Below are 24,564 nucleotides of genomic sequence, written 5' to 3' on the forward strand. Positions count from 1 at the left end.
CCAACCTCGCGATACTCATACGGCCTCCGATGCCGGAATGATTTCGGGAGCCCCAATCTGGGCATGGAAAAGAATATATTGTTTTTGATTTAAGCACGATTAGTTGAGCTTTAAACTAATTATTTACCCTAACTTCATCTACTTATAGCCAATATAAGAGTATATTTTTAGAACAAACCGAGGTGCGACGATGGGACAATTACACGAACGATTGAAATGGGACACTGCATCCGGGCAGATCCTGGACGCCGATCGCCGCTACATCATGATGCGGGCAGATGTGCTGATGGGTCTGTTCACCGCCCTGCCCGCCGCCGACCGGCAACGCGCCCTCGAGAGCCTGCGTTCGTCGGTCCGGGACCAAGGCGGCGCGTCGGCGCGTGCTTATCGGGCCAGCGGCGCTGGCGACACTGATGCCTTCTTGCAAGTCATGGCAGAATCGGCTGCAGATCTAGGCTGGGGCGTCTGGCGTTTTGACGGGTCACCGGCAGGGACGCTGATTTTGACTGTGCACAATAGCCCGTTTGCCAGCGCCGCCGGATCGAACGAGGCTCCGGTCTGCCATGCCATTGCGGGTATGCTCGAGGCCGTGACCGCCCTCGTGTTTGGCACACCCGCAGACGTGCACGAAACACAATGTGCATGCATGGGGACGGCGTATTGCGTCTTTCAGGCACAGGTCGATTAACAACCTCTCCAGTCTGCTGCCTTTTGCGCTTTCCTGAAGGGGTTTGGCCTGATGTAAAAATGACGGTGGACATGACGACAACAACACATAGCAAAACCACGCGCAAACCCAATTTGCGCGAACGCGTCTACGGCATCGTGCGAGAACGCATCCAGATGGGACAGATCCGCCTGGAAGACCGTCTCGTTGACCATGACATCGCTTGCGAGCTGCACGTTTCGCGCATGCCGGTGCGCGAAGCCCTCATGCAATTGACCAATGAGGGCCTGCTCGAGGGCACCGCACGCGGATTTGTGCTGCGCCGTTATACGCTCGCACAAATGAACGAGATCTTTGAGATCCGCACATTGCTCGAACCACCGGCTGCTGCCTCGGCATCGCTGCATGCTCAGCCCAAAGGCCTGGCTGAAATGGGCGCGTCGTTGGAAAAGGCGCAACACGCCCACGAGACCGGAGACATCGACGAGTTCATGCGAGACAACGCGCGTTTTCGATGGGCCTGGCTGATCATGGTGCCCAATCGCCAATTAGCCGACGCCATCTCGCGCTATATCGACCACGTCCAGGTCGTGCGGCTGATGACCATGGACGACTCCGACGTGCGCGATCTCATTCTCGATGGCATGCAAGGACTGTATCAAGCATTCCTGTCCGGCGATGCGGAATTGGTGCGCACTCGCATGCTGACCCATGCCAGGGCCGCGGCGGCTTGCTATTACAACGCCTACCAATTGCGCTTAGAGCGCGGCGGCTGACAGAGCGGTTGCTTGCGATGCCTGCAGCTCTGCGGGCAGGTGTTCTTTCATGATGTCGATAAACCGGCGCAGCCTGACAGGCTGCAAACGCGACGGCGCATAAATCAGATACACGGGCAGCGGCTCGGCCGTCCATTCCGGCACGAGGTGAACGAGATGCCCCGCAACCAGATCCGGTGCCAACGCCCAGGACGAGGCTGCCCCTGCCCCCAACCCCAGCCGCATAGCCTTTGCCACCGCATACAGACCGTCCGTGGACAGCCGCGGTGTGATTTCCACCCGGACGCGCTCGCCCGTTCGGCGGTGAACCAACGTTATGTCTTCCCGGTAGAACGTATGCAACGCCACCCACGGCAGATCCGTCAGGTCGCTGGGGTGTTCGGGTACGGCACGCCCTTGCAATAACGCCGGCGCGCACGCGACCAGGCGTGGGACTTCCCCCAGCCTGATAGCGACCAGCGACGGATCCAGCACATGCCCTACCCGAATCGCGCAATCGATATTCTCGCCAATGAAGTCGGGCAAGCGATCGTGCAATAGCCATTCGACCCGCATGTCGGGATAGCGCCGCAGATAATCGGCCAACGGCTCGATGAACTGGTCTTGACCAAATGCGTGCGGCGCCACGACGCGCAACGTGCCGGCGGGTTGCTGGCTCGCGCCATGCACATCGCCTTCCAGCGTCTGCCAGGATTTCAGGAGTTCCAGCGCACGCTCGTAACAGCGCTGCCCTTCCTCGGTCAATCCCATCGCATGCGTGGAACGCTGGATCAACCGTACGCCAAAGGCCCGTTCGAGTGCCTGCAGACGGCGGCTCACGGTGGGTTGCGTCGCCCCCAATTGCGCTGCTGCCGCAGACAAGCTGCCTGCCTCGACGATACGGACGAAGGTTTCCAGCAATTGGAAACGGTCCGCCCCGAAAATGGATTCTCTCATACGTCTATCGTATAACCGTTCTGCATTTTATGCGACTACCAATACGTACCACGCAAGTCCAGAATACCGCCATGCCCTTCGAATCGGGTTATTCACACGGGAAAATCATCATGTCGGCTACCAGCCCTTCCTTTTCTTCTCCTGGCCAATCGGGCCTGTCGAGCAGTCGCGTGCTGTTGCTCGCGGCGGGCTCAGGGCTCGCTGTCGCCTCTCTGTATTACAACCAGCCTATGCTGGGAATCCTGGGGAACGACTTTGGCGCGGACGATGCCGCGCTGGGTTGGATCCCCGCCCTGACGCAATTGGGCTATGCGGTGGGTATCCTGTTATTGGCCCCGCTGGGCGACCGCTATGATCGCAAGCGCATCATGCTGGGCAAGGTCGCGGCGTTGGCCCTGGCGCTGTTGCTCGCGGGATTGGCCCCAGGCATGGGGACCTTGTTAGCGGCCAGTTTCGCCGTCGGCCTGACGGCCACGCTGGCTCAGGACATCGTTCCGGCCGCGGCCGCCCTGGCCCCGGCCGAACATCGGGGCCGTATCGTCGGTTCAGTGATGACAGGGCTGCTCTTGGGTATCTTGCTGTCGCGGGTGGTCAGCGGGCTGGTTGCCGAGCAGTTCGGCTGGCGCGTCATGTTCATGGCGGCAGCCGTCGCCATCGTCGCATTGGGCGCCGCGCTATCGCGGGGTCTACCGAGCTTTGCGCCGACGACCACCCTGCCCTACGGCGCCTTGTTGGGTTCGCTCGGCGCGTTGTGGCGGCAGTATGGCGAGCTGCGCCGCGCAGTGTTGGCACAGGGTTTATTGTCGTTGGCCTTCAGCGCGTTCTGGTCGACGCTGGCCGTCATGTTGCATGCCGCGCCTTTTCATCTCGGCGCAGGAGCGGCAGGCGCGTTCGGCCTGGCAGGAGCCGCCGGCGCTTTAGCCGCGCCATTGGCAGGACGCGCTGCGGACCGGCACGGCCCGGCCGTCGTGAGCCGCCGAGGGGCCCTGTTAACCGCGGTTTCCTTTGCGCTGATGGCCGTTGTTCCGATGTTGCCTACGCAAGCAGCATTGCTGTTGATCGCGGTGAGCACGATCGGTTTTGATCTGGGCATTCAGATGTCATTGATTGCGCATCAAAGTCTGGTCTATAGCCTGGATCCCGCTGCACGCAGCCGATTGAACGCCGTATTGATGGTCGGTATGTTCATCGGCATGGCAGCTGGCGGAGCGCTGGGCAGCGTGGCCCTCGCCCATTATGGTTGGACCGGGGTTGTCGTATTGGCGACGGTTGCCTCGTTGGGAGCGCTGGCGTTGAGACTGAAACGGGCGGGCGCCTTGGCTCCTGCACAAGCGTGATCGCCGAGCCGGTCCGATAGCGGCGATGCCACGACGCCCATGCGCCGTGGCCCCGGGGGTCAGGGAACAGAACTTGCGGTATGCGGTGATGTGCCGCGATCTTGCGCCACATCACCGCTAGGAGAAATTCATGGCTGAGAAAACCCTGCAAGACTTGTTCGTGCATGAGCTATCCGATATCTACAATGCCGAAAAGCAGCTCACCAAAGCCCTGCCCAAACTGGCCCGCGCGGCCGAGGATCCCGACCTCGCCAAGGCCTTTACCAGTCACCTCGAAGAAACCCAAGGCCAGGTCGAGCGTATCGACCAGATTGTCGAGGTCCTGGGCATACGCCTCAAACGCATCAAATGCGCGGCGATGGAGGGTCTGGTCGAAGAAGGCAAAGACATCATTGAGGAACTGAAAAAAGGCCCGGTCCTGGATGCGGCCCTGATTGGCGCTGCGCAGAAAGTCGAACACTACGAGATCGCCAGCTACGGCACGCTATGCACCTTTGCCGACCAGTTGGGACACAAAGAAGCGGTGAAGCTCCTGAAAGAGACATTAGCCGAAGAAAAAGGCGCCGACGAGAAACTCAATACTCTGGCGCTGCGCCGCGCCAATGAAAAAGCCGCACAAAAAAGTGCAGCTTGAATGAGGCCGGACAATTCGACACGTCACTAAGAATCATCGATGGGACCCGGTGCATCCGGGTCCCATCGGTTTTCGGTTTCGTCGAGCCGGCGTCGGGTTCGGCTCGTAGTTGCTACTGACTACTCAAGTTCTCGCGCACGTGCTCAAGCCGAATACGTGTTCGCCTTACCGCCGCGTAGACTTCGACATCAAACACGCTGTGATGACCGCACCAACGACGGCTGCCACCGCAATGGATTCCCACGCATGGCGATGCGCGCAACGGTCGGCCGCTCGGGAAAAATGACGTATTCCGGCGCCCGCGGCATCCTGCCAATCTGACGCACGCGAGCTGGCTGCATCCCATTGGCGTTTCAAACGATCGCGTCCGGCCTCGACGTCCGCGCCACCAAATGCTGCGGTACGGCGCAGCAGCTCTTCGGTGCCGTGCACCAATCTGCTCAGGGCGCCACTGTCATGATCGAGGGTGTCGTCACTGTGATGCTGCTTATGCATATCGCCTCCTATTCCATCTGTGCACGCGCAGAATGCCGTGCCTGGCTTTATCCGCCGCAAGTCCCGTGCCGCGAATTTGCTCTCGCGCGGCACCTGCGGCTCAGCCTGCCCACCACTGTTTCAACGTGGCTCGCAACGCAGCGCCACCCGCCGGATCTTTTCGCAATGCCTGCATATACGCGCCAAACTGTTTGGCGGTAATGTGCGGCGGCATCGGCGGCACCTCGGGATCTGTCATGAGCTCCAGCACCACAGGCCGGTCTGCAGCAAAGGCGCGATCCAGCGCCGACGGGACGTCCTCGCTATCCGTCACCCGAATGCCCTCCAATCCCACGAGCTTGCCATACTCCGCATACGAGAACGGCGGCAATCGCTGCGAGTCGCGGAACCGCGGGTCGCCGCCCATGATCCGTTGCTCCCACGTAACCAGGTTCAGATCGCCGTTGTTGAGCACCAGTACGACGAAACGGGGATCTTCCCAATCGCGCCAACGATCGGCAACGGTAATCAGGGTATTGATGCCGTTCATCTGCATGGCCCCATCGCCGACCAGCGCGACAACGGGGCGTCTGGGCCAAGCCAGCTTACCCGACAACGCATAAGGCACCGCGCACCCCATGGTCGCCAAGCCGCCCGATATTGACGCCAGCATGCCGGGACGGACGTCGACATCACGCGCATACCAATTCGCCGCCGACCCCGAATCACATGTCACGATACTGTCATCAGGCAAGCGTTTCGACAGTTCCAGAAACGGCAATTGCGGGTTGATCAATTGACCTCGCGTCTGCGCTCGGGCAGTCACGACCTCGCGCCAGCGCGCGACTTCTTTCTCGATATCGTGACGCCAGTCCAGATCGGTTTTTTGCTCCAGCAACGGCAAGAGCGCGGCCAGGGTTTGTTTCGCATCCCCCGCCAGGCCGACCTCGATCGGATAACGCAGGCCTAGCGCACGCCCGTCGCGGTCAATCTGCACGCCAGCCGCCTGCCCTTCTGGCGGTAAAAATTCCGTGTAGGGAAAAGTTGTACCGACCATCAGCAAGGTATCGCAATCCTGCATCAGCCTCCAGCTGGGCACGGTGCCCAGCAGCCCGATACTGCCGGTGACATAGGGCAAGCGGTCCGAGAGCACCGCTTTGCCCAGCAGGGCCTTGGCCACGCCTGCACCGAGCCGTTCGGCGACCTGGGCGAGCTCATCCGATGCTCCCAACGCCCCGGCGCCTGCCAGGATCGCCACCTTGCGTCCGCGGTTCAATACGGACGCGGCATTGTGCAAGGCGTCCTCGCCTGGCACGTGCGAATGCGACACCGCCCCGATACCCGTATGCATCATGCCGTGCTGTTGCGGGGGATTCGGTACCGCCGGCAGATCCTGCACATCATTCGGAATCACGATGCAGGTGACCGCACGCCGCTCCAACGCGATCCGCATGGCGCGATCGACCAGATGACGCGCCTGTTCGGCTGTGCTCATCACTTGTATGAAATCGCGCGCCACGTCTTTGAACAAGGCCGCCAGATCGACTTCCTGCTGAAAGTCCCCGCCCAGACTCGATCGCGCCTGCTGGCCCACAATGGCGACAACGGGCTGGTGATCCAGTTTGGCGTCATATAAGCCATTAAGCAAATGAATAGCCCCTGGGCCCGATGTTGCCAGGCATACGCCGATCTGCCCGGTGAATTTGGCATGGGCGCACGCCATGAAGGCGGCCTCTTCCTCGTGGCGCGACTGGATGAAACGCATGGTCTGTCCCTCGCGCCCAAATGCGCCGATCAGACCATTGATGCCATCGCCCGGGTAACCGAACACGCGCTCGATGCCCCACTCTGCCAATCGCGCCAGCACAAAATCCGCTACTGTCTTTGCCATGCTTGCCCCCAATAACGCGTGAATGCGAAATAGCCTGGGCGGCGCAAGTTACATGCCTGGCGTGGCGGTCAGGGGCGAACTCGATGCGGGATCAGACTGAGCGTGATCGCTGTCCCTCGAGGTGCCTATCGGAAACGCGTGCTTGGCGCGCAGCAATAGCCGCCGCTGCTTGGCGCATGCGCTCCACCACCAGAGGAAAGCGCTGTTCAGCCAGCCGTTCAGCCATCGCCGTCACGGTGACGGCACCCAAGGCCTGGCCGTCTGTGCCGGCGATGGGAACGGCTACCGCGCTTGTGCCCGGCATCAACCCGGCTGGTTTATGCGCCAGGCCGCCCAGCGCACGCGCCTGTTCGACACTGGCGAGAACGTCATGGACGCGTTCGCCCTGCAGCTCCAGACGCGTCGCATTCTGCTGCACCAAAGACACGCTTTCCTCGGGCGCCAGGCAAGCCAGCAGCGCCACCCCGGAAACTCCCAGTCCCAAAGGACGCCGCGCGCCTACCTCGATGGACAGCACCTGAATAGGGTGATGTCCTGTATGGCGTCCAATACAGATCGAATCGTGCCCATGCCGGATGCTCAGGAACACGGTATCGCCCACTTCATCAGCGAGCTCCCGCAGATAGGGATCCGCCACCGTCAACAACGGGAACCGCCGCGTCCGTGCCAATCCCAGCAAACCGATTTCCGGTCCAATCAGATAACGCCGCGTATCAGAGTCCTGCTCAACAGCGCCTTCCTGGATCAGCGTCTTGAGCAAGCGATGCACCGTTGGCCGGTTCAATCCGGACATGCGCACCAGGTCAATCAACCTGACGCCACGTTCCTGGCCACACGCGACCAGACGCAAGATGCTTAATGCGCGGCGCACTGTCTGCGCACCGCCTGTTGAGTCTTCCGTCAAGGTTGTACTCATGTGGCATTTCTCTCAATCACCGTCTTGGCTGTCTGGCGTATCGCACGTTTAGTCACGATGGGGCCCAGCGACGCATAGTTCGGCCCACCGATACGGCAGATCGGCCGCAATTGCGTGGTGTCGATCTTGCCGTCCTGCAGCAACCCATCGCGGATATGGAACACCAACACTTCACCTACGTAGAACTCGGCTCCGGTGTCGCCATAGGGTGTTGCGCTATGGAATCGGCACTCCAGGCTGACAGGCGCCTCGGCAATACGCGGTGTCGCAATGGCCTCGCCAGGCAGGACCGACAAGCCTAGCAGCGCCGCCTCGCTCACCTCTGGCGGATGTTCCTCGGCGCTCATATGAATGGCGTCAAGCAGCGTCTCGTCGCCGATATTCACCACAAAATGGCCATGGGCAACGATGTTGTTGGCGGTGTCCTTTCGTGCGCCGGCCTTGCGCCCGATGTTCACGCCTATCATGGGCGGCGTGTTGGACACGAAGGTATAGCAACTGAAAGGCGCCAGATTGACGTGCCCATAGGCATTCAGGCTGCTGATCCACGCGATCGGTCGCGGAACCACGATGCCGCTCATGAGCCGATAAATCTGTTCGGGGTTGAGATCCGTGGCGGAAATGCGCATAAGACGCCTCTTTTTCAGTCCGTATGTTGAACTATAAATTCCCGATATTCTCCCTGGTTTGAAGATCGTGTTCGTAATGCGGCTCCAGCAGATTTCTGATTAAGTCCAATATTCGGACTTTTTATGAATTTCTCCATTGTCGGTTCTGGCTCAAGTTTTTAGAGTTTCAACACAACAAAAACACAGCAGAAACAAACCAGGAGACCGACATGCATTTCCCTTCCGTCCTGCGTGCTTGCGCAGCGATCGCGCTCAGCGCCTACGCTTCGCTCGGCATCGCGGCATGGCCTGACAAGCCTATCAAGATCGTGGTCCCGTATCCGCCGGGCGGAAATGTAGACGTTGCCGCGCGCCTCATCGCGCCGGGATTGCAAGCCGAGTTGGGCCAGCCGTTCATCGTCGACAACAAGCCCGGTGCGGGCGGCATGATCGCCGGCGAGCAAGTTGCTCGCGCCGATCCGGATGGCTACACCTTGTTCATGGCGGCGAACGGTCCCCTGCTGTTCAGTCCGTTGATTTTCAAGCGCCAGGCTTACAAATGGGACCGTGATTTCGAACCTATCAGTTCGATCTCGTACACGCCGCTGGTATTGCAAGTGAATCCGAAATTGCCGGTGAAGACGGTGGGCGATCTGATCGCGATGGCAAAGCAGGATCCCAACAAACTCACCATGGCCTCACCCGGCGCTGGCACGACAAATCATCTGGTGAGCGAACTGCTGCAGTCGCTCACCGGCGCGCATTGGACGACGGCCCACTACAAAGGCAATGCGCCCGCCACGACCGATCTGATAGGCGGCCAAGTGGATTTCAATTTTGATCAGATTTCGGTCGCCTTGCCATACGTCAAAGAAGGCCGTCTGCGCGCCTTGGCTGTCACGACGGCTGAGCGCGTGCCGTCGATGCCGGACGTGCCCACCTTTGCCGAAGCCGGGATTTCCGGTATGGAGGCGGCGACATTCACGGGATTGCTGGCCCCGAAAGGCACGCCATCCGACATTCTGAATCGTCTCAGCGCTGCGTTGACCAAGGTTCTGGCCGATCCCGCCATCATTCAACGCTTTGACGATCTCGGCGCGCAAGCGGGCGCGAGCACGCCAGAGGCGTTCACAAAATACCTGGCCGCCGAAGATGCGCGCTGGACCCCGATCATCGAACGCGCGGGTATCACCGCGAACTAATCCTCACATCGATTTCTGGATCCCTCCATGACACGACGCAGTATCTACGCCGACGGTTTTAGCCATAAGAATCCCATTCCTGCTGCCAGCCGCATCAGCAATATGCTCTATTCAGGCAGCATCCAGGGCACCGATCCGGCCACCGGCGACTATGGCGACACGATCGAGCGCCAATGCGAATTGATGTTCGACCATGTGCGCCGCATCGTCCAAGCCGGTGGCGGCTCGCTCGCCGACATTATCAAGATGACCGTCTGGATGCGGGACCGCAGCCAACGTGCGGCATTGAACGCAGTGTGGCTGCGTGATTTTCCTGATCCACAAAACCGGCCCGCCCGTCACACGATGCAGGCCAACCTGGACGGCGACAAGCTGATCGAATGCGACTTCATTGCGGTGCTGACTGACAAAGAGGCTACACGTTGAGCTCAACATACCAGGTCTTTCATCCGTCTCCCACTGCGCCGAAGACCTCGCTGCCACGCGGCGCGTGCGATAGTCAATTCCATGTATTCGGCCCGGCCGAGCGCTATCCCGTACGCGCTGGCGCCGCCTACGAGATGCCCAGCGCCACGATCGACGTGGCACTACGTTTGCATAAATTGCTGGGCATTGAACGCGGCGTCATCGTTCAAGCCACCACGTATGGTGCCGATCATCAGGTCGTACTCGATGGCCTGGCTGCTGCCGGCCCGAATTATCGAGGCTGCGCCAACGCTGCTGTTCTGGCAGAACGCGATGATGCTTATATTGCCCAACTGCACGATGCCGGCGTACGAGGTGCACGTTTCAGCCGTCAGGGCCTGGGCATCAGCATGGCGCCTGCGGCATTCGACCGTGCTATTGCGCGCATCCGCGAACTGGGCTGGTACGCCAAGTTCCAGCCTGAACCTGATGGCATGATGGCGCAAGTCCAGCAGTTCGAAAACCTGGATATCCCCGTACTGCTGGACCACATGGGACGCGCCGATCCGACTGCCGGCGCCAACGACCCGACGTTGCGCAAGCTGCAGGAACTGCTGTCGCGCGGCAATTTCTGGGTCATGCTGTCACTCACCGAAAAACTGTCCAGAACGGGCTATCCCTGGGATGACGTGCTGCCGCTGGCTCACGCGCTCATCGCCACCAATTCTGACCGCATCGTATGGGGCAGCGACTGGCCTCACCCCGTTTCGGTCAAGGCCACTCCTGACGAGGGGCAGTTGGTGGATCAACTCGCCCGCTATGCCGGCGATGCCGCCATGCTGCAAAAAATCCTGGTCGATAATCCTGCCCGCTTATTTGGATTCAATCAATGAAACTGCTTTCGTACGAACATCAAGGACGTATCGGCTTTGGCGCATTGCGTGACGGCGAGCACATCGTGGCGCTGGATGACCTGGGCTATGACAGCCTGAAAGACGTATTGAGTGCTCGAGCCTTGCCCATACTGCAACGGCTGGCCGCTGAGCGAACCGCGAGCTTGCGCCTGAATCAGGTCCGAATATTGCCGCCCATCGTCGCGCCAGAGAAAATCATCTGTGTCGGCGTCAACTACGGCAATCGCAACGAAGAATATAAAGACGGCAGCGCGCCACCCGCCTATCCCAGCGTATTTCCGCGATTCCCGGGGTCCTTTGTCGGACATGGCCAACCGTTGCTGCGCCCGCCAGAGTCCGAGCAGCTCGATTACGAAGGAGAAATCGCGCTGATCATAGGCAAAGCAGGCCGTCGCATATCGGCCGACAATGCCTGGGATCACGTTGCCGCCTTGACCTGCCTGAACGAAGGCACCGTACGCGACTGGCTGAAACACGGCAAATTCAACGTCACCCAGGGCAAGAACTTCGACGCCAGCGGGTCAATGGGTCCCTGGATGGTGACAGCCGATGAATTCGATCCGCACGCGCCCCTCGAAGTCCGTACGCGCGTCAATGGCGAACTGCGCCAGCAAGACCGCACCGACAATCTGATGTTCCCCTTTGCCGAGTTGATTCGTTATATCTCGATCTGGACCACCCTGAAACCAGGCGACGTCATCTCTACCGGGACGCCTATCGGTGCGGGCGTGAGGTTTACTCCCCCGCGATTCCTGAAGCCCGGCGACGTGGTAGAGGTTGAAGTCTCAGGCATAGGCGTGCTGTCGAATCCGGTAGCCGACGAATTGATCTCTCATCCTTAAGGAATCCTCATGCTCAACGCAACCGATCGCGAGCGCGCCGCCACACTGCTGATAGAGGCTGAACGCAGCGGCGTCCCCTGCCAGCAGCTAGATCGCCTTTTTCCCGATATCGACATCGCGGATTCCTACGCAATCCAGAAAAGAATCATCGATGACAAGCTCAGCCGTGGCGCAGTCCTGCGGGGACATAAAATCGGCCTGACATCCAAAGCCATGCAAAGTACGGTAGGCATCAACGAGCCGGACTATGGTCATTTGCTCGACACCATGTTCTATCAAGACGGTGAAACCATTCCGACCGATACGCTAATCGTCCCCCGCGTCGAAATGGAACTGGCCTTTGTGCTGGGCAAGCCCTTGACCGGCCCGAATGTCAGCTTGTTTGACGTACTGGACGCCACGGACTATGTCGTGCCCGCCTTGGAACTCATTGACGGCCGCAGCCAGTATCCCCGCCGCATTGTCGACAACATCGCCGATAACGCAGCCTGCGCCGGGATTGTGCTGGGGGGCAGCCCTGTCAAACCCCTCGATGTCGATCTGCGTTGGGTAGCGGGGCTGCTGTTCAAAAACGGCGTCATCGAAGAGTCCGGCGTGTCCGCTGCCGTACTGGGCCATCCCGGCCTGGCCGTCGCCTGGCTCGCCAACAAATTGGCGCAACACGACACCGGCCTACAAGCTGGTCACATTGTGCTCGCCGGTTCATTCACGCGTACCGTCGCGGTCGCACGCGGTGATACGCTGCATGCCGATTACGGCCCTTTGGGCAGCATTTCCGTGCATTTCTCATAAAGGGTCGCCGACATATCGCCCCGGAGAACGTCCGGCCGTCGCGGGCGCGCCACGATGCCGGTGCGGCATTGCCATGAACCGACCAAGCCATTGCACGATGGCGCATAATAGCTGGTCCCCATCCAGCGCCGTAGCCCCGCCGTCATGCCCACCCTGCACGTGTTCCTGCTGTATCTGGCCGCCGATCTGGCGCTCAAACTCACTCCGGGCCCGGACATGGCGCTGACGCTCACTCGAGGGATGACACAAGGGTTTCGCACGGCATGGATCAGTGTGCTGGGAACCTGGTCGGCAGGCTTTGTGCAGGTGCCGCTCGTCGTGCTGGGCTTGGCGGCGATTTTTCAGGAATCTCAGACCCTGTTTGCCGCGGTCAAGATTCTGGGCGCGATTTATCTGATCTATCTAGGCATTCGTGCGTTGCGCCGCTGTGCTCGAGCCACTGCCACCAGCCTTACCGCCCAGCCCGGCAGCGCCCGGGACGCCTATTGGCAGGGGTTCATGACCAACTTGCTCAATCCAAAGGTGTTCATCTTCATGATCGCCTTTTTGCCGCAGTTTACCGATCCGGCGCGCGGCCCGGTATGGGTACAGATGCTGGTCCTGGGCGTGTTTTCCAAAATGCTGGGGCTGGTGACGGGCGCCATTTACGCCTATGGCGCCTCACGGATCCGGGGCTGGTTGACCCGCAATGCGTGGTTTATGCGCCTGCAGGATGGCCTGTTGGGCTCTGCCATGTTGGGCATTGCCGGATGGCTGATATTTAACCGGGACCCGATCAGCGCGCCGTCCCGCTAACGGAAGGACTTCGCTGAGTATGCCGGCGCCCTCGCGGCGTACTTACAATAGTATGAAGTCGACACAAACGCATCCAAAAAAAGAAATAAACGTTCGATCGACCACATCAACCTGACTCCCTGGGCATGCCGCTTGCAGTATGGCCACATCTACCAGGCTAGGGAGGCAGCATGCAATCACAGCGCGACAGTGGCAGTCGCTTCGCCCTCAGGTTGCTGACCGTCAATACGCACAAGGGGTTTACCAGTTTCAATCGCCGTTTCATGCTGCACGATCTGCGTGAGGCGTTGCGTTCCGCGGCACCCGACATTGTCTTTCTGCAAGAAGTCGTCGGGGCGCATCAGGGGCATGCCGAGCGGTTTCCCGATTGGCCGGTACTGTCGCAGTACGAATACCTGGCCGACACGCTATGGTCCGATTATGCCTATGGACGCAATGCCGTCTACCCGGACGGCCATCATGGCAATGCGATCTTGTCGCGCTATCCCATCGCTACCTATACCAACCACGATGTCAGCATTTCCGGCCCTGAGCCGCGCGGGTTGCTGCACTGCGTGTTGCGTCCGCCGGAGCTGGCGCAACCGCTACATGCGGTGTGTGTGCATCTGGGCCTGCGCGAGCGTCACCGGCAGCGCCAACTGCGTTTGCTGTGCGAGCTGGCCCAACGCCAGATTCCCACGGATGAGCCGCTGCTGATTGCGGGCGACTTCAATGATTGGCGATTGCGCGCCGACCGGATCATGGCCGGCTGCGATGCCCAAGAGGTATTTACGCGGCACTACGGCAGGCCTGCGCGCTCGTATCCCGCGGTATGCCCGATCCTGCGCCTGGACAGGATCTATGTACGGGGCGTACACACTTCGCGCCCCGAACCACAAACCTCGCGCGTGTGGGCAGGCCTATCCGACCATGTGCCGTTGACCGCAGAGATCTCGCTATGAGCACGGGCTGGCATACAGGGAATCATTTTGAACTGCTCGAGAACGGCAATGCCTTTTTCCCTGCCGTCGAGGCAGCCATCGCGCGAGCGGGCAAAGAGGTCCTGCTGGAGACATTCATTCTGTTTGACGACCCGGTGGGAAGGTCATTGCAGCAGGCGCTTATCCAGGCTGCACAACGCGGTGTCGCGGTCGTACTGACGCTGGACGGCTATGGTTCTGATCCGCTGGAGCCCGCCTTTCTTGCCGAGTTGGCCACTGCCGGGGTGCGTGTGCATATATTCGATCCCAAGCCGCGCCTGTTCGGGATGCGGTTCCATATGTTCCGGCGCCTGCATCGCAAGCTCATCGTCGTGGATAACGAGTTGGCATTCGTCGGCGGCATTAATTTTTCGGAAGACCACCTGACCGAATATGGCGACCAGGCCAAACAGGACTACGCAGTCAGCGTGCGCGGTCCGCTGTGCGGCGACATTGCTGCCTATATGCGTGCGGCAGTGCAGGCTGCGCCCGGTAGATTGCCGGTGTCAGACCCTGCCCCGGTGCCCGACGAAGACGGAACGGGCAAGCTGGTGGTACGCGACAATGCGCGGCATCAGCAGGACATCGAGCGCCTGTATCGCGCCAGCCTGCGCTCGGCCCGCGAGGACGTATTGATCGCCAATGCGTACTTCTTTCCCGGATACCGCTTGCTGCACGACCTGGCAGGCGCTGCGCGGCGCGGCGTGCGCGTACGCCTGATATTGCAGGGCGAGCCGGATATGCGTATCGCCCGGCNCNCCGCCACGATGCTGTATGACTATCTCATCGATGCCGGCGTGGAGATCTACGAGTATTGCCGCCGCCCTCTGCATGGCAAAGTCGCGTGCTTCGACCAGGACTGGAGCACCGTGGGCTCGAGCAATCTGGATCCGTTCAGCCTGGCCCTGAACCTGGAGGCCAACGTGCTCATGCGGGACCGTGCCTTGAACCGCGCATTGCGCGAGCGTCTGGAACGCCTGCTGCAAGAGGACTGCGAGCGCATACCCCGCTCGTCGATCGGCACACGCCGTCTGCGGCGGCTGTGGGCCGGGGTGGTGGTGTTCCACGTATTACGGCGTTTTCCTAACTGGGTGGGGAGCCTGCCCGCCCATAAGCCTCGCCTGCAGCGCATAGCGGCAGAACCTGCTGACTGCCAGCAGCCGGCGGGAGAATGAGGATCTCCATGGACACATTCCGAATACGTACGACAAGGCGGCGCTGGACTCGGATCAGTCCCCGGGCTCGACGTTCTCTGGGCAGGTGGCTGGCCGTGCTGGTCCTGGCGGTCGTGGCGGGCATGCTGTATTACCTGGCTCGCGACGTGGACTGGCCCGGTGTGTGGAAGGCCGTGCGCGCCCTTCCCCGGCCCACAATCGCGTTGGCGATCGCCGTCGCACTAAGCGGCTATATCGCGTATTCGCTCATGGACGTCCTGGGCCGCCGCTACATCGGTCACAAACTGCCGTTGTTCAGCGTCGCAGGGATCGCCATGCTCAGTTATGCCCTCAACCTGAACCTGGGCATGCTGCTCGGCGGCTTCGCAACGCGCTTGCGGCTTTATCTGCGCATGGGCTGCCGCAAGTCGGTGCCGACGCGCGTGGCGCTGTTCTCCGCCCTATCGAACTGGATCGGATTTGGCTGGGTGGCCGGCGCCTTCTTCGTCAGCGGCGCCGTCCCTCTGCCACAGACCATCGCCTGGGGAGAGGATGGATTGAGAGTGGTCGGCGTCGCGCTGCTGGCGCTTTCAGGTGCATATGTTCTGGCTTGTCTGAAATACCCGGGACGGACGTGGATGGTGCGCAGGTGGCGTATCGTGTTGCCCGGTGCACGGATGGCGCTCGCGCAGAGCCTCAGCGCCATACTGTCCTGGGGCCTGATGGGCCTGGTGCTTTATGTTGTGCTGCAGGGACGCGTGCCCTATGCAGCGGCATTAGGGGTGCTGTTGTATGCCAGCGTCGCGGCATTGGTGGTGCGGGTACCGGGCGGACTGGGCACCACTGAGGCCATTACCGTCGCTGCACTGGGGAAGTATCTCCCTCCCGTGGATATCCTGGGCGCGGTATTAATTTATCGGGCCGTCTATTTCCTCTTGCCTCTGGCGTTGGCATTGCTGGCGTTCGGTGTCGTCGAGGCCAAATGGTCCATCCGGCGCCGCGAATCCCGGCCGACACCGCAATGAGGCCAGGCATGGCGCTTGCTGCAGGTGCGCCATGACACACTCTTCCCGATTCTCTCCGGCCGGCGTGATGGCCTATCCCCGCGACAGCAATGCATCGCAGCATGAACTCGCCACGCAGTTATGCCTGACGCGCAAACTCGCCGAATTGCTGCAATGCCAGGTGCTGGAGCCGTACCAGGGCGATAGCGCCCGGCCTGGGGCGGCGCCTTATTACGTTCCTGATCAAACGCTGATCACCCCGGTGCACGCGCAGAAACTGGGCATCAGCGACGAAACGCGGTTTTTCGGAGGCATGGTGCCGTACGATTTCGTAGCCAGTAAAGCGATTACGCACGGTCTATGGCGCCAGCGTAGCGCGGCCCCAGAGGGCTGGTCCCACTTCCTGGCAGAGCGCCTGGGGGACGCCGTACTCAGTGGCTACACCGCGTTTTCTGCCGAGGACGCAAGACAAGCCGGCACCGCGTTACTGCGCCACGGACCGATACGTATCAAGCCCGTATACGCCAACGCCGGACGGGGCCAGCGCGTGGTCCAGGACGTTGATGAACTGGAAAGCGCCATCGCCGAAATGAAGGAAATCACGCGAGGCGTCGTACTGGAAGAGAACCTGGCTGAAGTCGAGACCTACAGCGTAGGATGGTGTCGCGTCGGCGGCTATACGTTGTCGTATGTGGGCACCCAAGGACTGACCCAGGACAATAACGGCCAGGACGTTTATGGCGGATCGATCCTGCGCTGCATCCTCGATGAGCCGGCTGCCCTCACATCGCTGGACATGACGCAGAACGAACGTCACGCCGTCAATCTGGCGATGCGCTATGACGCTGCAGTGAGCCAGGCGTACCCATCCCTGATCGCGTCCCGCCGCAATTACGACATTGCGCTCGGACAGTCCATGACCGGGACATGGCGGGCCGGAGTATTGGAACAATCGTGGCGAGCAGGAGGCGCGAGCATCGCCGAGGCATCCGCCCTACTCCATTTGGCGCATCACCCTGATTGCCGCGAAATCAGTGCCTATACGCAAGAGCGTTACGGACCCGCATCCGAGCAGCCCGACCCCGGCGATCTCGTGTTCCACGGGCAAGACAGCCAAGTGGGATGGTTGACAAAGACAGGTGGCATAGTGAGGGAAAATGATGGTGGCTCATAGCGACGCGATAGACATCAACGTCGCAGATGATGTCCTGGCGGGCACGCTGCTGACGCCCAAGAGCAAAATTCCTGGAATTCTTTTCATACACGGCTGGGGCGGCGATCAAGCCTTCGACCTGAAACGGGCAGCGGGAATAGCCGGCCTGGGTTGCGTCTGCCTGACCTTTGATCTGCGAGGCCATGCCGCGAATGAAACCCAACGCGAACACGTGTCCCGCGACGATAACCTGCACGACGTCATGGCGGCCTATGATCGTCTGGTTGCGCATCCTGCCGTGGAAACCGGTGAAATCGCCGTGGTGGGCAGCAGTTACGGCGCCTACCTGGCATCGATTCTGACCGAATTGCGCAAAGTCCGTTGGCTGGCCTTGCACGTGCCCGCGTTGTATCTCGACGATGAATGGTTCAAGCCCAAGCACCAACTGAATCGGGAAGTATTACGTGCCTATCGTAGTGATTACGTTGCGCCCGAGAGCAATCGTGCGCTGTCGGCATGCACCACATTTCCGGGCGATGTGCTGATCGTGGAATCGGAACAGGATGACTACATCCCGCACTCCACCATCATGAGTTATCGCTCGGCGTTTCGGCGCGCACATTCCATGACTCATCGGATCATCGACGGCGCCGATCATGCGTTGACGCAGAAAACTGCGCAGCGGGCGTACACATCGGTGCTGGTGAACTGGATCACGGAAATGGTCATGGGCGCACGCACCGGCACCACCCCTTCCCTGACAGGTGCGCCGTAAAGGAGAGGCGATATCAGCCGTAGATCAGTATGGAGCCGCCAATGACATTACGCGCCACTGCGCGTCTGCAATTGCATGCCGATTTTCCGTTTGATGCAGCACGCGCACAACTGGATTATTACGCCGATCTGGGCGTCAGCCACCTCTACTTGTCGCCCATCACGCAGGCTCGTCCCGGCTCAATGCATGGCTACGACGTTCTGGATCCCACCCGCGTCAGCGCCGACCTGGGTGGAGAACAGGCGCTCGAACGGCTGGTCGCTGCCGTCAAGGCACGCGGAATGGGATTGCTGCTGGATATCGTGCCGAATCACATGGCCGCCGATGCGCGCAACCCATGGTGGCGCGATGTCCTGCGGCATGGCCGCGCCAGTGCCTATGCGGATTACTTCGATATCGATTGGGAGATGCACGCAGGAAAAATCCTGCTGCCCATTCTCGGTCAGCCCTATGGTTCTGCCTTGTGCAAGGGGGATATCCAATTGGGCAAACAACACGGCGAACCGGTGGTGTTGGCCGGCGGTCAGGCCCTGCCCATATCGGGCCCGTCGGTCTTGGCTGCACTGGCCAGTTACACCGACGCACCGGATCATGCGGAACGCAAAGCCGCCCTGCATGCGCTGCTGGAACAACAATGTTATTGCCTGGCGTGGTGGCGCTCGGCAACGAACCAACTGAATTGGCGCCGCTTTTTTGATATCAACGATCTGGTGGGCCTGCGGGTCGAAGACCCTTCAGTGTTCGAGGCGGCGCACATGCTGCCTCTGGCGTTGTATCGCAAGGGCTGGATAGACGGACTGCGCATTGATCATGTAGACGGATTGGCGGAACCCGGCGCCTATTTGCGCCGGCTGCGCACGGCTATGCGGGAGGCCGATCCGGCACGTACGCCATATATCGTGGTCGAAAAAATTCTGGCTCCGCAAGAGGCGCTCGACCGGCGTTGGCCTGTCGACGGCACCACTGGCTATGATTTCATGGATGATGTGAGCGCGTTGTTGCATGCCCCGTCCGCGCGCCGCCCACTATTGGCCTGCTGGTATGGGCAGGGTGGCGATTCGACGGGATTGAAACACCAGCTGCACAACATCCGTGCGCAACTGCTGGACCGGCGTCTGGCGCATGAACGGCACGGATTACTGAAGGCATGGTCACAACTCACGTCGCATAAAGCCGAGGACCAGGCATCCTGGGATCGTGTGCTCGGTGCGTGGATGACGGCATTCCCGGTCTATCGCAGTTATGCCGAGGATGGCGGTCCATCCGCTGCGGATCGGACCCATTGGGACGAAGCCACCCGTTCTGCGCGCACCATGCTGGCCGACTCGGACAGCGCGCGCCTGGATGAATTACTGCGTAACCTCTATGCGCCCTCAGGGCCTGAGGGCCTCAGTGCGCTGAAACGGCTGCAGCAAGTCACCCCGCCGTTAGCGGCGAAATCGCTGGAAGACACTCTCCATTACCGTCAAGGCACTTTGCTATCCCGTAACGAGGTAGGCGCCTGGCCGCAGCGATTTGCGCTGGGGCCACAGGGCTTTCATGCCCGCAATCAGTGGCGCTGCCGGCATGTACCGCATTCTCTGCTGGCTACGGCGACCCATGATCATAAACGTGGCGAAGACACTCGGGCGCGCCTGGCCACGTTGACGGAGATGCCGTCGGAATGGGCGGAAATGGCGGCAGAGTGGCTGGCCTTGCTTCCGGCCAGCTCATTCAGCGACCCCGACCGCTACATCCTGCTGCAAGCATTGCTCGGCTCATGGCCTGCGGACTGGCCCGCCGACATCGATACGCTGGACCCATTGCTCATACGCGAATGGCTGGCGCGCATCGGCGCATGGCAGCGCAAAGCACTGTGCGAGGCGGGGCTGCACAGTTCATGGTCAGATCCCGACGAGCATTATGAAGCTGCCGCGCAGGCTTGCATCGATATCCTGGACCCAAGCGGCCATGATCGCCAGCCACTGCGCAAGCTGGCAGCCTTGGCGCAATCGCTGATCGAACCGGGGCATATCAATAGCCTGGCTCAAGCCTTGCTACGCAATACGTGCCCCGGTGTGCCAGACCTGTACCAGGGCACCGAGCTGTGGGATTACAGCCTGGTCGATCCGGATAACCGCCGGCCCGTCGATTACGCGCGTCGCCGTTTTCTGCTGTCCTCCGGAATCATCGCGCGGCCTGAGTCAAAACACTGGCGCAATGGGGCGGTCAAGCAGTCGTTGATCTATGCAGCCCTGCAACTACGAGCGCAGCAGCCGACTCTGTTCGCAGGGTCCTATCGGCCGTTATGTGCAAACGGCCCTCGCGCCGCCCATGTCGTGGCGTTTCTGCGCGGCACGGGCCGGCGAACGGCATTGGTCGCCGTACCGCGATTGTGCGCGCGTCGTATTGCGGGTTATGCGAGAGATGAAGCCGAGGCCGCCAGACAATTCTGGCAAGGTACGACATTACGCGTGCCCTCGTTGGCGGGCCTCGTTTGGAAAGACATGCTGAGCCAGCGTGAACTTCCTTTGAGCACAACAGGCGAAATCGCCCTGGATACGCTATTTCAGGACTGGCCTGTTGCGCTCTGCGCCAGCACGGACTAGCCGGGCCTGCTACAGCCGGCCCGTCAACAGCATGACGATAAGGACGATCAATAGAATGCCCAAGATGCCGCTGGGAAAGTATCCCCAACTGCGGCTATGGGGCCACGCAGGAAAGGCGCCCACCAACAAAAGAATCAGCACAATCAGCAGAATGGTCGACATGACGGCAGTCCTCCTCCGAATTTGCGTCAGGAGCCCCCCTTGGGCCCGTACGGTTTCGTACAGCAATTTGCGTACCCGCCCGTAGCCGGGAATACAAATTGCGAGGCTTTGAGCTTCTGCCGCGCCCCGCCTGGGCGCCCGATAGCCAAGGAGAAACAGATGCCGAACCGTTCTCGCGATCAAGACGCCGACGCCACTGCCCGCCGCCAACGCGAACTGCAACGCGACCAAGATCAACGCGATGCCAAGTCGTCCAAGTCATCCAAGTCGAGCAGCCCGGCCCAGACCGGCGAACGCCGTCAGCCCGAGCCGCCTCAGCCCGCCCAGCATCAGCAGAAACCGGGCCGGGAATCCGATCTGGATCCCGCACCCCGGTATTCCGCACCGGGATATCGAGGCAGCGAAAAGCTCGAGGGTAAAGTCGCGCTGATTACCGGTGCAGACTCCGGTATCGGGCGCGCTGTTGCCGTCCTGTATGCTCGCGAAGGGGCAGACATTGCCGTAGCCTATCTGAACGAAGACGATGACGCCGCCCAGACCAAAAAAGCCGTCGAGGCCGAAGGCGGCCGATGCATCACCATCAGTGGCGATGTGCGCGATCCGGAGTTCTGCCAACAAGCCGTCAATAAAACCGTCCGCGCCTTTGGGCATCTGGACATTCTCGTCAACAACGCAGCCTTTCAGGAACACGCCGAATCGCTGGAGGATATTTCGGACGAGCGCCTGGACGAAACCCTGCGCACCAATATCTACGGCTATTTCTATATGGCCCGAGCTGCGTTGCCTCATCTGCCCGAAGGCGGTTGCATCATCAATACCGGATCGGTTACCGGCCTGCGCGGTAGTCCCCAATTGTTGGACTATTCGGCGACCAAGGGCGCGATCCATTCATTCACCCGCGCGCTCGCAGCCAATCTGGTCAGCCGTGGTATTCGCGTCAATGCGGTCGCGCCTGGGCCCGTCTGGACGCCGTTGAACCCTGCCGACCGGGCAGCGCAGGATGTTCGAAAATTCGGCGAACAGACACAAATGGGCCGTGCCGCTCAGCCGGAGGAGCTGTCGCCCGCGTACGTCTTTCTGGCAGCGCCGTGCTGCTCGAGCTATATCACGGGGATCGTGCTGCCCATAACAGGGACCGCGGGCGATTAGGCGTCGCAGAAGATATGTGTTCTGGAGACGGCAAGTTAACACCAGCGGGAATACGTGTTACTCAGTGACCCAGCCGCCGCCACCCGAGCATCCGCCGGGCTGATGATATCAGCCCGGCTCTTCATGGTTGCCTGCGCCTGGCTCCCGTCGCCGATACTGGCGCGCCAGCCACGCCCCCGTGAAGGCCCAAGCCAATGCAATCATCGCGCCCAAAAGCAGCGCCAAAGACGGCTGGTCCGCTATCAAGTCCACCCCGCGTTTCACCCAGCCACTCACTGCATCGCCGCCGCGATACACCACTGTGTCGTTGAAATTTTTGGCCTTGTATTTCTGTTCCGAAGGCAGCACCGTATAAAGCATCTCGCGGCCTGGGCGCACCAGGGCGTACTCACCGGCACGGCGCACCACCATCACCACGACAAACACGGCAAACACCGGCGACCACGCCAACCACAAAAAGCCCGCTACCAACAACAGCGGCACGCCCGTCAGCAACACTTGCACACCTAGCCGCTGCGCAATCCGGCCCGTGAAAAATACCTGCGTCAGGATGGCCAGGCCCTGCACCACCGCGTCAATCAATCCAAAGACCTGCGTCTGGCGTGTGCGGTCCGGAAAATGTTCGGCCACCATGCGCGCTTGTTCGAAATACATAAAGGTGTTGACGCTGGCCAAGAGCGTCACAAACAAGGCAATGCCCAGCAAATAGCGCGAGCACAATACCTCCGTCACGCCGGCAAAGGGGTTGCCGCCTAGCGGGCGATGACGCTCGATCCGATCATCGGCATCCTCTGCCACGTCGGGATACCGGTCACGCCAACGATGCAGCCACGCCGCGCAGCCTGCGCTGGCGGTCAGAAGCGCGGACGCCAATACCAGCAAACCGCTATGACTCAAGGGCTCGACCAGCAACGCGCCCAGCAATGGCCCTGCGAGTCCGCCCAGACTCGCGCCGCCCGCCATCAACGCGAACAAGCGGCGTGCCTGTTCGCCGGCAAACACGTCGGCCAGCACGCTCCAGGCGAGTGAAATCGCCATCAGGTTGAACACCGACAACCAGATATAGAACACGCGCCCGGTCCATACGATGTCGGCCTGCAGCCACCACACTACGGCAAACGCCAGCAGGTTCACGACAAAAAACCCATATACCCAGGACAGAATATGCCGCCGTGGCGCACGCGAAGCTACCCAACCGAACAGCGGCATGGCGATCAACGTGACCACAAATGTTCCGGTGAACAACCACTGCAGGTTGTCGACACCGCCAGCCACGCCCATGGTCTCGCGCACAGGCCTGAGCATGAAATACGCGCAGAACAACAGAAAAAACATGCCCACGCCTGCGGCCACCGCAGCGCCCTCTCCGTCGCGCAGGTTCAGCAGGCGAATCAGACTCGCTTTTATGGGCATAGGCCTGGATGTCACGTCACGCGCTATCAGGCGAACATCGACTGCAACGATCGACGTTGTTCTGCCGTCAATGGCGGCCCATATCCTGCCTTCAGGTTATCGCTCTGCCGATCGGGCCGGCTGGTTGCCGGGATCACCGCGGTCACGGCGGGCGGACTGATCGCAAATCTCAAAAAGGCCTGTGCCCATGATGTGATGCCCGCCTCTGCCGTCCAACCAGGCAGCGCCTTGCCAGCCACCTCGCGAAACAATCGGCCATCCTCAAAGGCACGATTGATCAATACGGCGATGCCGAGGTCTTGCGCCATGGGAAATAAGCGCTTTTCCGCACCCGTCGCGATTACCGAATAATTGATCTGCAGAAAATCGGGCTTGGCGGCCTGCACGGCGTCCGCCAACTCATCGTGCGCTCCCTCATAATAGTGAGTCAGGCCTGAATAGCGGACGGCGCCTTGGGCCTTGAGCTCTTGGATCAACGCCAATTGCGTGCGCCAATCCCGCAGATTATGCACCTGCAGCAGCTCGACCTTGTCTGTTTTCAGACGCCGCAATGATTCCTGAAACTGAGCCTGTCCTGCCTCGCGGCCCGACGCACCGATCTTGGTGCAGAGAAACGCCTTGTCGCGCAGGCCGAGCCCAGCCAGCAAATCACCGATCACGGTTTCCGATTGCCCATAGCTGGGCGCCGTGTCAATCACCGAGGCCCCAGCGGCGAAGAATCGGCGCATCACCTCGCGCAGCGGTGCCCGTTCTTGTTCAGAGTCGCCGACGTTGAAGCTATCCGCCGTTCCCATTCCGATGACTGGCACAGTTTGGCCTGACGAAGGAATGCGCCGTAGGTCCATCGCGGGATCAGCCGCCAGCACCGTGCCAGGGAATTGGGTCCCGGCGCTCAATGCGGACAACCCATATAAAAAGCGGCGGCGTGTGAACATGCGGGCACTCCTTGGGACGGGCTGCGAGAGGCGTTGAACTGCTCTTATAACCGTCGCATGGCGCGCCTGCCAAGGTGCGCCGT

25 protein-coding genes and 1 pseudogene are annotated in these 24,564 nt (G+C 60.7%); 18 read left to right on the plus strand and 8 right to left on the minus strand.

From position 1 onward, the window contains the following. Nucleotides 1-190: 190 nt before the first annotated feature. Both ACNA0I_RS06130 and ACNA0I_RS06135 read left to right on the plus strand, forming a co-directional pair. A complete protein-coding gene (locus ACNA0I_RS06130; protein ID WP_415805182.1) occupies nucleotides 191-688 on the plus strand; it encodes a V4R domain-containing protein in 498 nt (165 codons plus the stop codon). A 71-nt stretch (nucleotides 689-759) separates the two neighbouring features. Continuing rightward, nucleotides 760-1,443: a GntR family transcriptional regulator gene (locus ACNA0I_RS06135; protein WP_415805183.1), complete on the plus strand. Its 684-nt coding sequence runs from the start codon at nucleotides 760-762 to the stop codon at nucleotides 1,441-1,443. Here ACNA0I_RS06135 and ACNA0I_RS06140 read toward each other — a convergent pair. Beyond that, entirely contained in the window at nucleotides 1,426-2,379 is a 954-nt protein-coding gene (locus tag ACNA0I_RS06140) for a LysR family transcriptional regulator (RefSeq protein WP_415805184.1), read from the minus strand. The two genes, ACNA0I_RS06135 and ACNA0I_RS06140, sit on opposite strands and share 18 nt — an antisense overlap. A gap of 110 nt (nucleotides 2,380-2,489) precedes the next feature. Between ACNA0I_RS06140 and ACNA0I_RS06145 the strand changes: the two genes are divergently transcribed. Together ACNA0I_RS06145 and ACNA0I_RS06150 are read left to right on the plus strand one after the other, a co-directional pair. Continuing rightward, complete coding sequence (locus ACNA0I_RS06145) at nucleotides 2,490-3,716, plus strand: MFS transporter (RefSeq protein ID WP_415805185.1); 1,227 nt, start codon at nucleotides 2,490-2,492, stop codon at nucleotides 3,714-3,716. A 130-nt stretch (nucleotides 3,717-3,846) separates the two neighbouring features. Then, entirely contained in the window at nucleotides 3,847-4,350 is a 504-nt protein-coding gene (locus tag ACNA0I_RS06150; protein WP_415805186.1) for a YciE/YciF ferroxidase family protein, read from the plus strand. A 165-nt stretch (nucleotides 4,351-4,515) separates the two neighbouring features. On the opposite strand, the gene ACNA0I_RS06155 is transcribed toward ACNA0I_RS06150, so the two are convergent. The 4 genes from ACNA0I_RS06155 to ACNA0I_RS06170 form a co-directional block, all read right to left on the minus strand. Then, nucleotides 4,516-4,845, minus strand: a complete 330-nt coding sequence (locus ACNA0I_RS06155; RefSeq protein ID WP_415805187.1) for a glycine zipper domain-containing protein — start codon at nucleotides 4,843-4,845, stop codon at nucleotides 4,516-4,518. A 100-nt stretch (nucleotides 4,846-4,945) separates the two neighbouring features. Then, nucleotides 4,946-6,715, minus strand: coding sequence for a thiamine pyrophosphate-requiring protein (locus ACNA0I_RS06160; protein WP_415805188.1), 1,770 nt, complete (start codon nucleotides 6,713-6,715; stop codon nucleotides 4,946-4,948). Nucleotides 6,716-6,806: 91 nt separating this feature from the next. Next, entirely contained in the window at nucleotides 6,807-7,631 is an 825-nt protein-coding gene (locus ACNA0I_RS06165) for an IclR family transcriptional regulator (RefSeq protein ID WP_415805189.1), read from the minus strand. Continuing rightward, nucleotides 7,628-8,260: a flavin reductase family protein gene (locus ACNA0I_RS06170; protein WP_415805190.1), complete on the minus strand. Its 633-nt coding sequence runs from the start codon at nucleotides 8,258-8,260 to the stop codon at nucleotides 7,628-7,630. The genes ACNA0I_RS06165 and ACNA0I_RS06170 overlap by 4 nt, the downstream gene beginning before the upstream one ends. Before the next feature lie 209 nt (nucleotides 8,261-8,469). Here ACNA0I_RS06170 and ACNA0I_RS06175 point away from each other — a divergent pair, with 209 nt between their 5' ends. From ACNA0I_RS06175 to treY, 13 genes and pseudogenes are all read left to right on the plus strand, one after another. Then, the gene (locus ACNA0I_RS06175) at nucleotides 8,470-9,441 is read left to right on the plus strand and encodes a Bug family tripartite tricarboxylate transporter substrate binding protein (RefSeq protein ID WP_415805191.1); all 972 of its coding nucleotides are present in this window, start codon (nucleotides 8,470-8,472) and stop codon (nucleotides 9,439-9,441) included. Between the two features lie 27 nt (nucleotides 9,442-9,468). Continuing rightward, nucleotides 9,469-9,867 (plus strand): RidA family protein, encoded by a 399-nt coding sequence (locus tag ACNA0I_RS06180; protein ID WP_415805192.1) that lies wholly within the window; start codon nucleotides 9,469-9,471, stop codon nucleotides 9,865-9,867. After that, nucleotides 9,864-10,739, plus strand: coding sequence for an amidohydrolase family protein (locus ACNA0I_RS06185; protein WP_415805193.1), 876 nt, complete (start codon nucleotides 9,864-9,866; stop codon nucleotides 10,737-10,739). Before ACNA0I_RS06180 ends, ACNA0I_RS06185 begins: the two co-directional genes overlap by 4 nt. Further along, nucleotides 10,736-11,602 carry a fumarylacetoacetate hydrolase family protein gene (locus tag ACNA0I_RS06190; RefSeq protein WP_415805194.1) on the plus strand — a complete coding sequence of 289 codons (867 nt, stop codon included), beginning with the start codon at nucleotides 10,736-10,738 and terminating at the stop codon, nucleotides 11,600-11,602. The genes ACNA0I_RS06185 and ACNA0I_RS06190 overlap by 4 nt, the downstream gene beginning before the upstream one ends. A gap of 9 nt (nucleotides 11,603-11,611) precedes the next feature. Continuing rightward, on the plus strand, nucleotides 11,612-12,394 hold the full coding sequence (hpaH, locus tag ACNA0I_RS06195; RefSeq protein ID WP_415805195.1) for a 2-oxo-hept-4-ene-1,7-dioate hydratase: 783 nt from the start codon (nucleotides 11,612-11,614) through the stop codon (nucleotides 12,392-12,394). 144 nt (nucleotides 12,395-12,538) lie between these two features. Further along, entirely contained in the window at nucleotides 12,539-13,189 is a 651-nt protein-coding gene (locus ACNA0I_RS06200) for a LysE family translocator (protein ID WP_415805196.1), read from the plus strand. Nucleotides 13,190-13,359: 170 nt separating this feature from the next. Further along, a complete protein-coding gene (locus ACNA0I_RS06205; RefSeq protein ID WP_415805197.1) occupies nucleotides 13,360-14,130 on the plus strand; it encodes an endonuclease/exonuclease/phosphatase family protein in 771 nt (256 codons plus the stop codon). Then, nucleotides 14,127-14,906: cardiolipin synthase ClsB (gene clsB, locus ACNA0I_RS06210; protein WP_415805198.1), on the plus strand; the 780-nt coding region annotated here is incomplete at its 3' end. The genes ACNA0I_RS06205 and clsB, both read left to right, overlap by 4 nt. Before the next feature lies 1 nt (nucleotide 14,907). Beyond that, nucleotides 14,908-15,323: pseudogene (locus ACNA0I_RS06215) on the plus strand (phospholipase D-like domain-containing protein); the annotation flags it as partial. Between the two features lie 8 nt (nucleotides 15,324-15,331). Then, nucleotides 15,332-16,327, plus strand: a complete 996-nt coding sequence (locus tag ACNA0I_RS06220) for a lysylphosphatidylglycerol synthase domain-containing protein (RefSeq protein WP_415805199.1) — start codon at nucleotides 15,332-15,334, stop codon at nucleotides 16,325-16,327. A 31-nt stretch (nucleotides 16,328-16,358) separates the two neighbouring features. After that, nucleotides 16,359-17,480, plus strand: a complete 1,122-nt coding sequence (locus ACNA0I_RS06225; RefSeq protein WP_415805200.1) for a DUF3182 family protein — start codon at nucleotides 16,359-16,361, stop codon at nucleotides 17,478-17,480. After that, nucleotides 17,467-18,234 (plus strand): alpha/beta hydrolase family protein, encoded by a 768-nt coding sequence (locus tag ACNA0I_RS06230; protein ID WP_415805278.1) that lies wholly within the window; start codon nucleotides 17,467-17,469, stop codon nucleotides 18,232-18,234. Before ACNA0I_RS06225 ends, ACNA0I_RS06230 begins: the two co-directional genes overlap by 14 nt. A gap of 41 nt (nucleotides 18,235-18,275) precedes the next feature. Further along, on the plus strand, nucleotides 18,276-20,822 hold the full coding sequence (gene treY / locus ACNA0I_RS06235) for a malto-oligosyltrehalose synthase (protein ID WP_415805201.1): 2,547 nt from the start codon (nucleotides 18,276-18,278) through the stop codon (nucleotides 20,820-20,822). 9 nt (nucleotides 20,823-20,831) lie between these two features. On the opposite strand, the gene ACNA0I_RS06240 is transcribed toward treY, so the two are convergent. After that, nucleotides 20,832-20,984, minus strand: a complete 153-nt coding sequence (locus tag ACNA0I_RS06240) for a DUF3309 family protein (RefSeq protein WP_094837876.1) — start codon at nucleotides 20,982-20,984, stop codon at nucleotides 20,832-20,834. A 159-nt stretch (nucleotides 20,985-21,143) separates the two neighbouring features. Between ACNA0I_RS06240 and ACNA0I_RS06245 the strand changes: the two genes are divergently transcribed. After that, complete coding sequence (locus tag ACNA0I_RS06245; RefSeq protein WP_415805202.1) at nucleotides 21,144-22,133, plus strand: SDR family oxidoreductase; 990 nt, start codon at nucleotides 21,144-21,146, stop codon at nucleotides 22,131-22,133. A 108-nt stretch (nucleotides 22,134-22,241) separates the two neighbouring features. Here ACNA0I_RS06245 and ACNA0I_RS06250 read toward each other — a convergent pair whose 3' ends face one another. Together ACNA0I_RS06250 and ACNA0I_RS06255 are read right to left on the minus strand one after the other, a co-directional pair. After that, a complete protein-coding gene (locus ACNA0I_RS06250) occupies nucleotides 22,242-23,546 on the minus strand; it encodes an NTP/NDP exchange transporter (protein WP_415805203.1) in 1,305 nt (434 codons plus the stop codon). Nucleotides 23,547-23,572: 26 nt separating this feature from the next. After that, nucleotides 23,573-24,481 carry an aldo/keto reductase gene (locus ACNA0I_RS06255; RefSeq protein WP_415805204.1) on the minus strand — a complete coding sequence of 303 codons (909 nt, stop codon included), beginning with the start codon at nucleotides 24,479-24,481 and terminating at the stop codon, nucleotides 23,573-23,575. Nucleotides 24,482-24,564: the final 83 nt, after the last annotated feature.

The sequence above is a fragment of the Bordetella muralis genome, from assembly GCF_965139205.1.
GTDB lineage: Bacteria > Pseudomonadota > Gammaproteobacteria > Burkholderiales > Burkholderiaceae_B > Bordetella_A > Bordetella_A muralis.

What these genes read in the sequence shown, in the direction of transcription:
- ACNA0I_RS06130 (WP_415805182.1), top strand. Translation starts at nt 191, where the DNA reads ATGGGACAATTACACGAACGATTGAAATGGGACACTGCATCCGGGCAG.
- ACNA0I_RS06135 (WP_415805183.1), top strand. Translation starts at nt 760, where the DNA reads ATGACGACAACAACACATAGCAAAACCACGCGCAAACCCAATTTGCGC.
- ACNA0I_RS06140 (WP_415805184.1), bottom strand. Translation starts at nt 2,379, where the DNA reads ATGAGAGAATCCATTTTCGGGGCGGACCGTTTCCAATTGCTGGAAACC.
- ACNA0I_RS06145 (WP_415805185.1), top strand. Translation starts at nt 2,490, where the DNA reads ATGTCGGCTACCAGCCCTTCCTTTTCTTCTCCTGGCCAATCGGGCCTG.
- ACNA0I_RS06150 (WP_415805186.1), top strand. Translation starts at nt 3,847, where the DNA reads ATGGCTGAGAAAACCCTGCAAGACTTGTTCGTGCATGAGCTATCCGAT.
- ACNA0I_RS06155 (WP_415805187.1), bottom strand. Translation starts at nt 4,845, where the DNA reads ATGCATAAGCAGCATCACAGTGACGACACCCTCGATCATGACAGTGGC.
- ACNA0I_RS06160 (WP_415805188.1), bottom strand. Translation starts at nt 6,715, where the DNA reads ATGGCAAAGACAGTAGCGGATTTTGTGCTGGCGCGATTGGCAGAGTGG.
- ACNA0I_RS06165 (WP_415805189.1), bottom strand. Translation starts at nt 7,631, where the DNA reads ATGAGTACAACCTTGACGGAAGACTCAACAGGCGGTGCGCAGACAGTG.
- ACNA0I_RS06170 (WP_415805190.1), bottom strand. Translation starts at nt 8,260, where the DNA reads ATGCGCATTTCCGCCACGGATCTCAACCCCGAACAGATTTATCGGCTC.
- ACNA0I_RS06175 (WP_415805191.1), top strand. Translation starts at nt 8,470, where the DNA reads ATGCATTTCCCTTCCGTCCTGCGTGCTTGCGCAGCGATCGCGCTCAGC.
- ACNA0I_RS06180 (WP_415805192.1), top strand. Translation starts at nt 9,469, where the DNA reads ATGACACGACGCAGTATCTACGCCGACGGTTTTAGCCATAAGAATCCC.
- ACNA0I_RS06190 (WP_415805194.1), top strand. Translation starts at nt 10,736, where the DNA reads ATGAAACTGCTTTCGTACGAACATCAAGGACGTATCGGCTTTGGCGCA.
- hpaH (WP_415805195.1), top strand. Translation starts at nt 11,612, where the DNA reads ATGCTCAACGCAACCGATCGCGAGCGCGCCGCCACACTGCTGATAGAG.
- ACNA0I_RS06200 (WP_415805196.1), top strand. Translation starts at nt 12,539, where the DNA reads ATGCCCACCCTGCACGTGTTCCTGCTGTATCTGGCCGCCGATCTGGCG.
- ACNA0I_RS06205 (WP_415805197.1), top strand. Translation starts at nt 13,360, where the DNA reads ATGCAATCACAGCGCGACAGTGGCAGTCGCTTCGCCCTCAGGTTGCTG.
- ACNA0I_RS06220 (WP_415805199.1), top strand. Translation starts at nt 15,332, where the DNA reads ATGGACACATTCCGAATACGTACGACAAGGCGGCGCTGGACTCGGATC.
- ACNA0I_RS06225 (WP_415805200.1), top strand. Translation starts at nt 16,359, where the DNA reads ATGACACACTCTTCCCGATTCTCTCCGGCCGGCGTGATGGCCTATCCC.
- ACNA0I_RS06230 (WP_415805278.1), top strand. Translation starts at nt 17,467, where the DNA reads ATGGTGGCTCATAGCGACGCGATAGACATCAACGTCGCAGATGATGTC.
- treY (WP_415805201.1), top strand. Translation starts at nt 18,276, where the DNA reads ATGACATTACGCGCCACTGCGCGTCTGCAATTGCATGCCGATTTTCCG.
- ACNA0I_RS06240 (WP_094837876.1), bottom strand. Translation starts at nt 20,984, where the DNA reads ATGTCGACCATTCTGCTGATTGTGCTGATTCTTTTGTTGGTGGGCGCC.
- ACNA0I_RS06245 (WP_415805202.1), top strand. Translation starts at nt 21,144, where the DNA reads ATGCCGAACCGTTCTCGCGATCAAGACGCCGACGCCACTGCCCGCCGC.
- ACNA0I_RS06250 (WP_415805203.1), bottom strand. Translation starts at nt 23,546, where the DNA reads ATGCCCATAAAAGCGAGTCTGATTCGCCTGCTGAACCTGCGCGACGGA.
- ACNA0I_RS06255 (WP_415805204.1), bottom strand. Translation starts at nt 24,481, where the DNA reads ATGTTCACACGCCGCCGCTTTTTATATGGGTTGTCCGCATTGAGCGCC.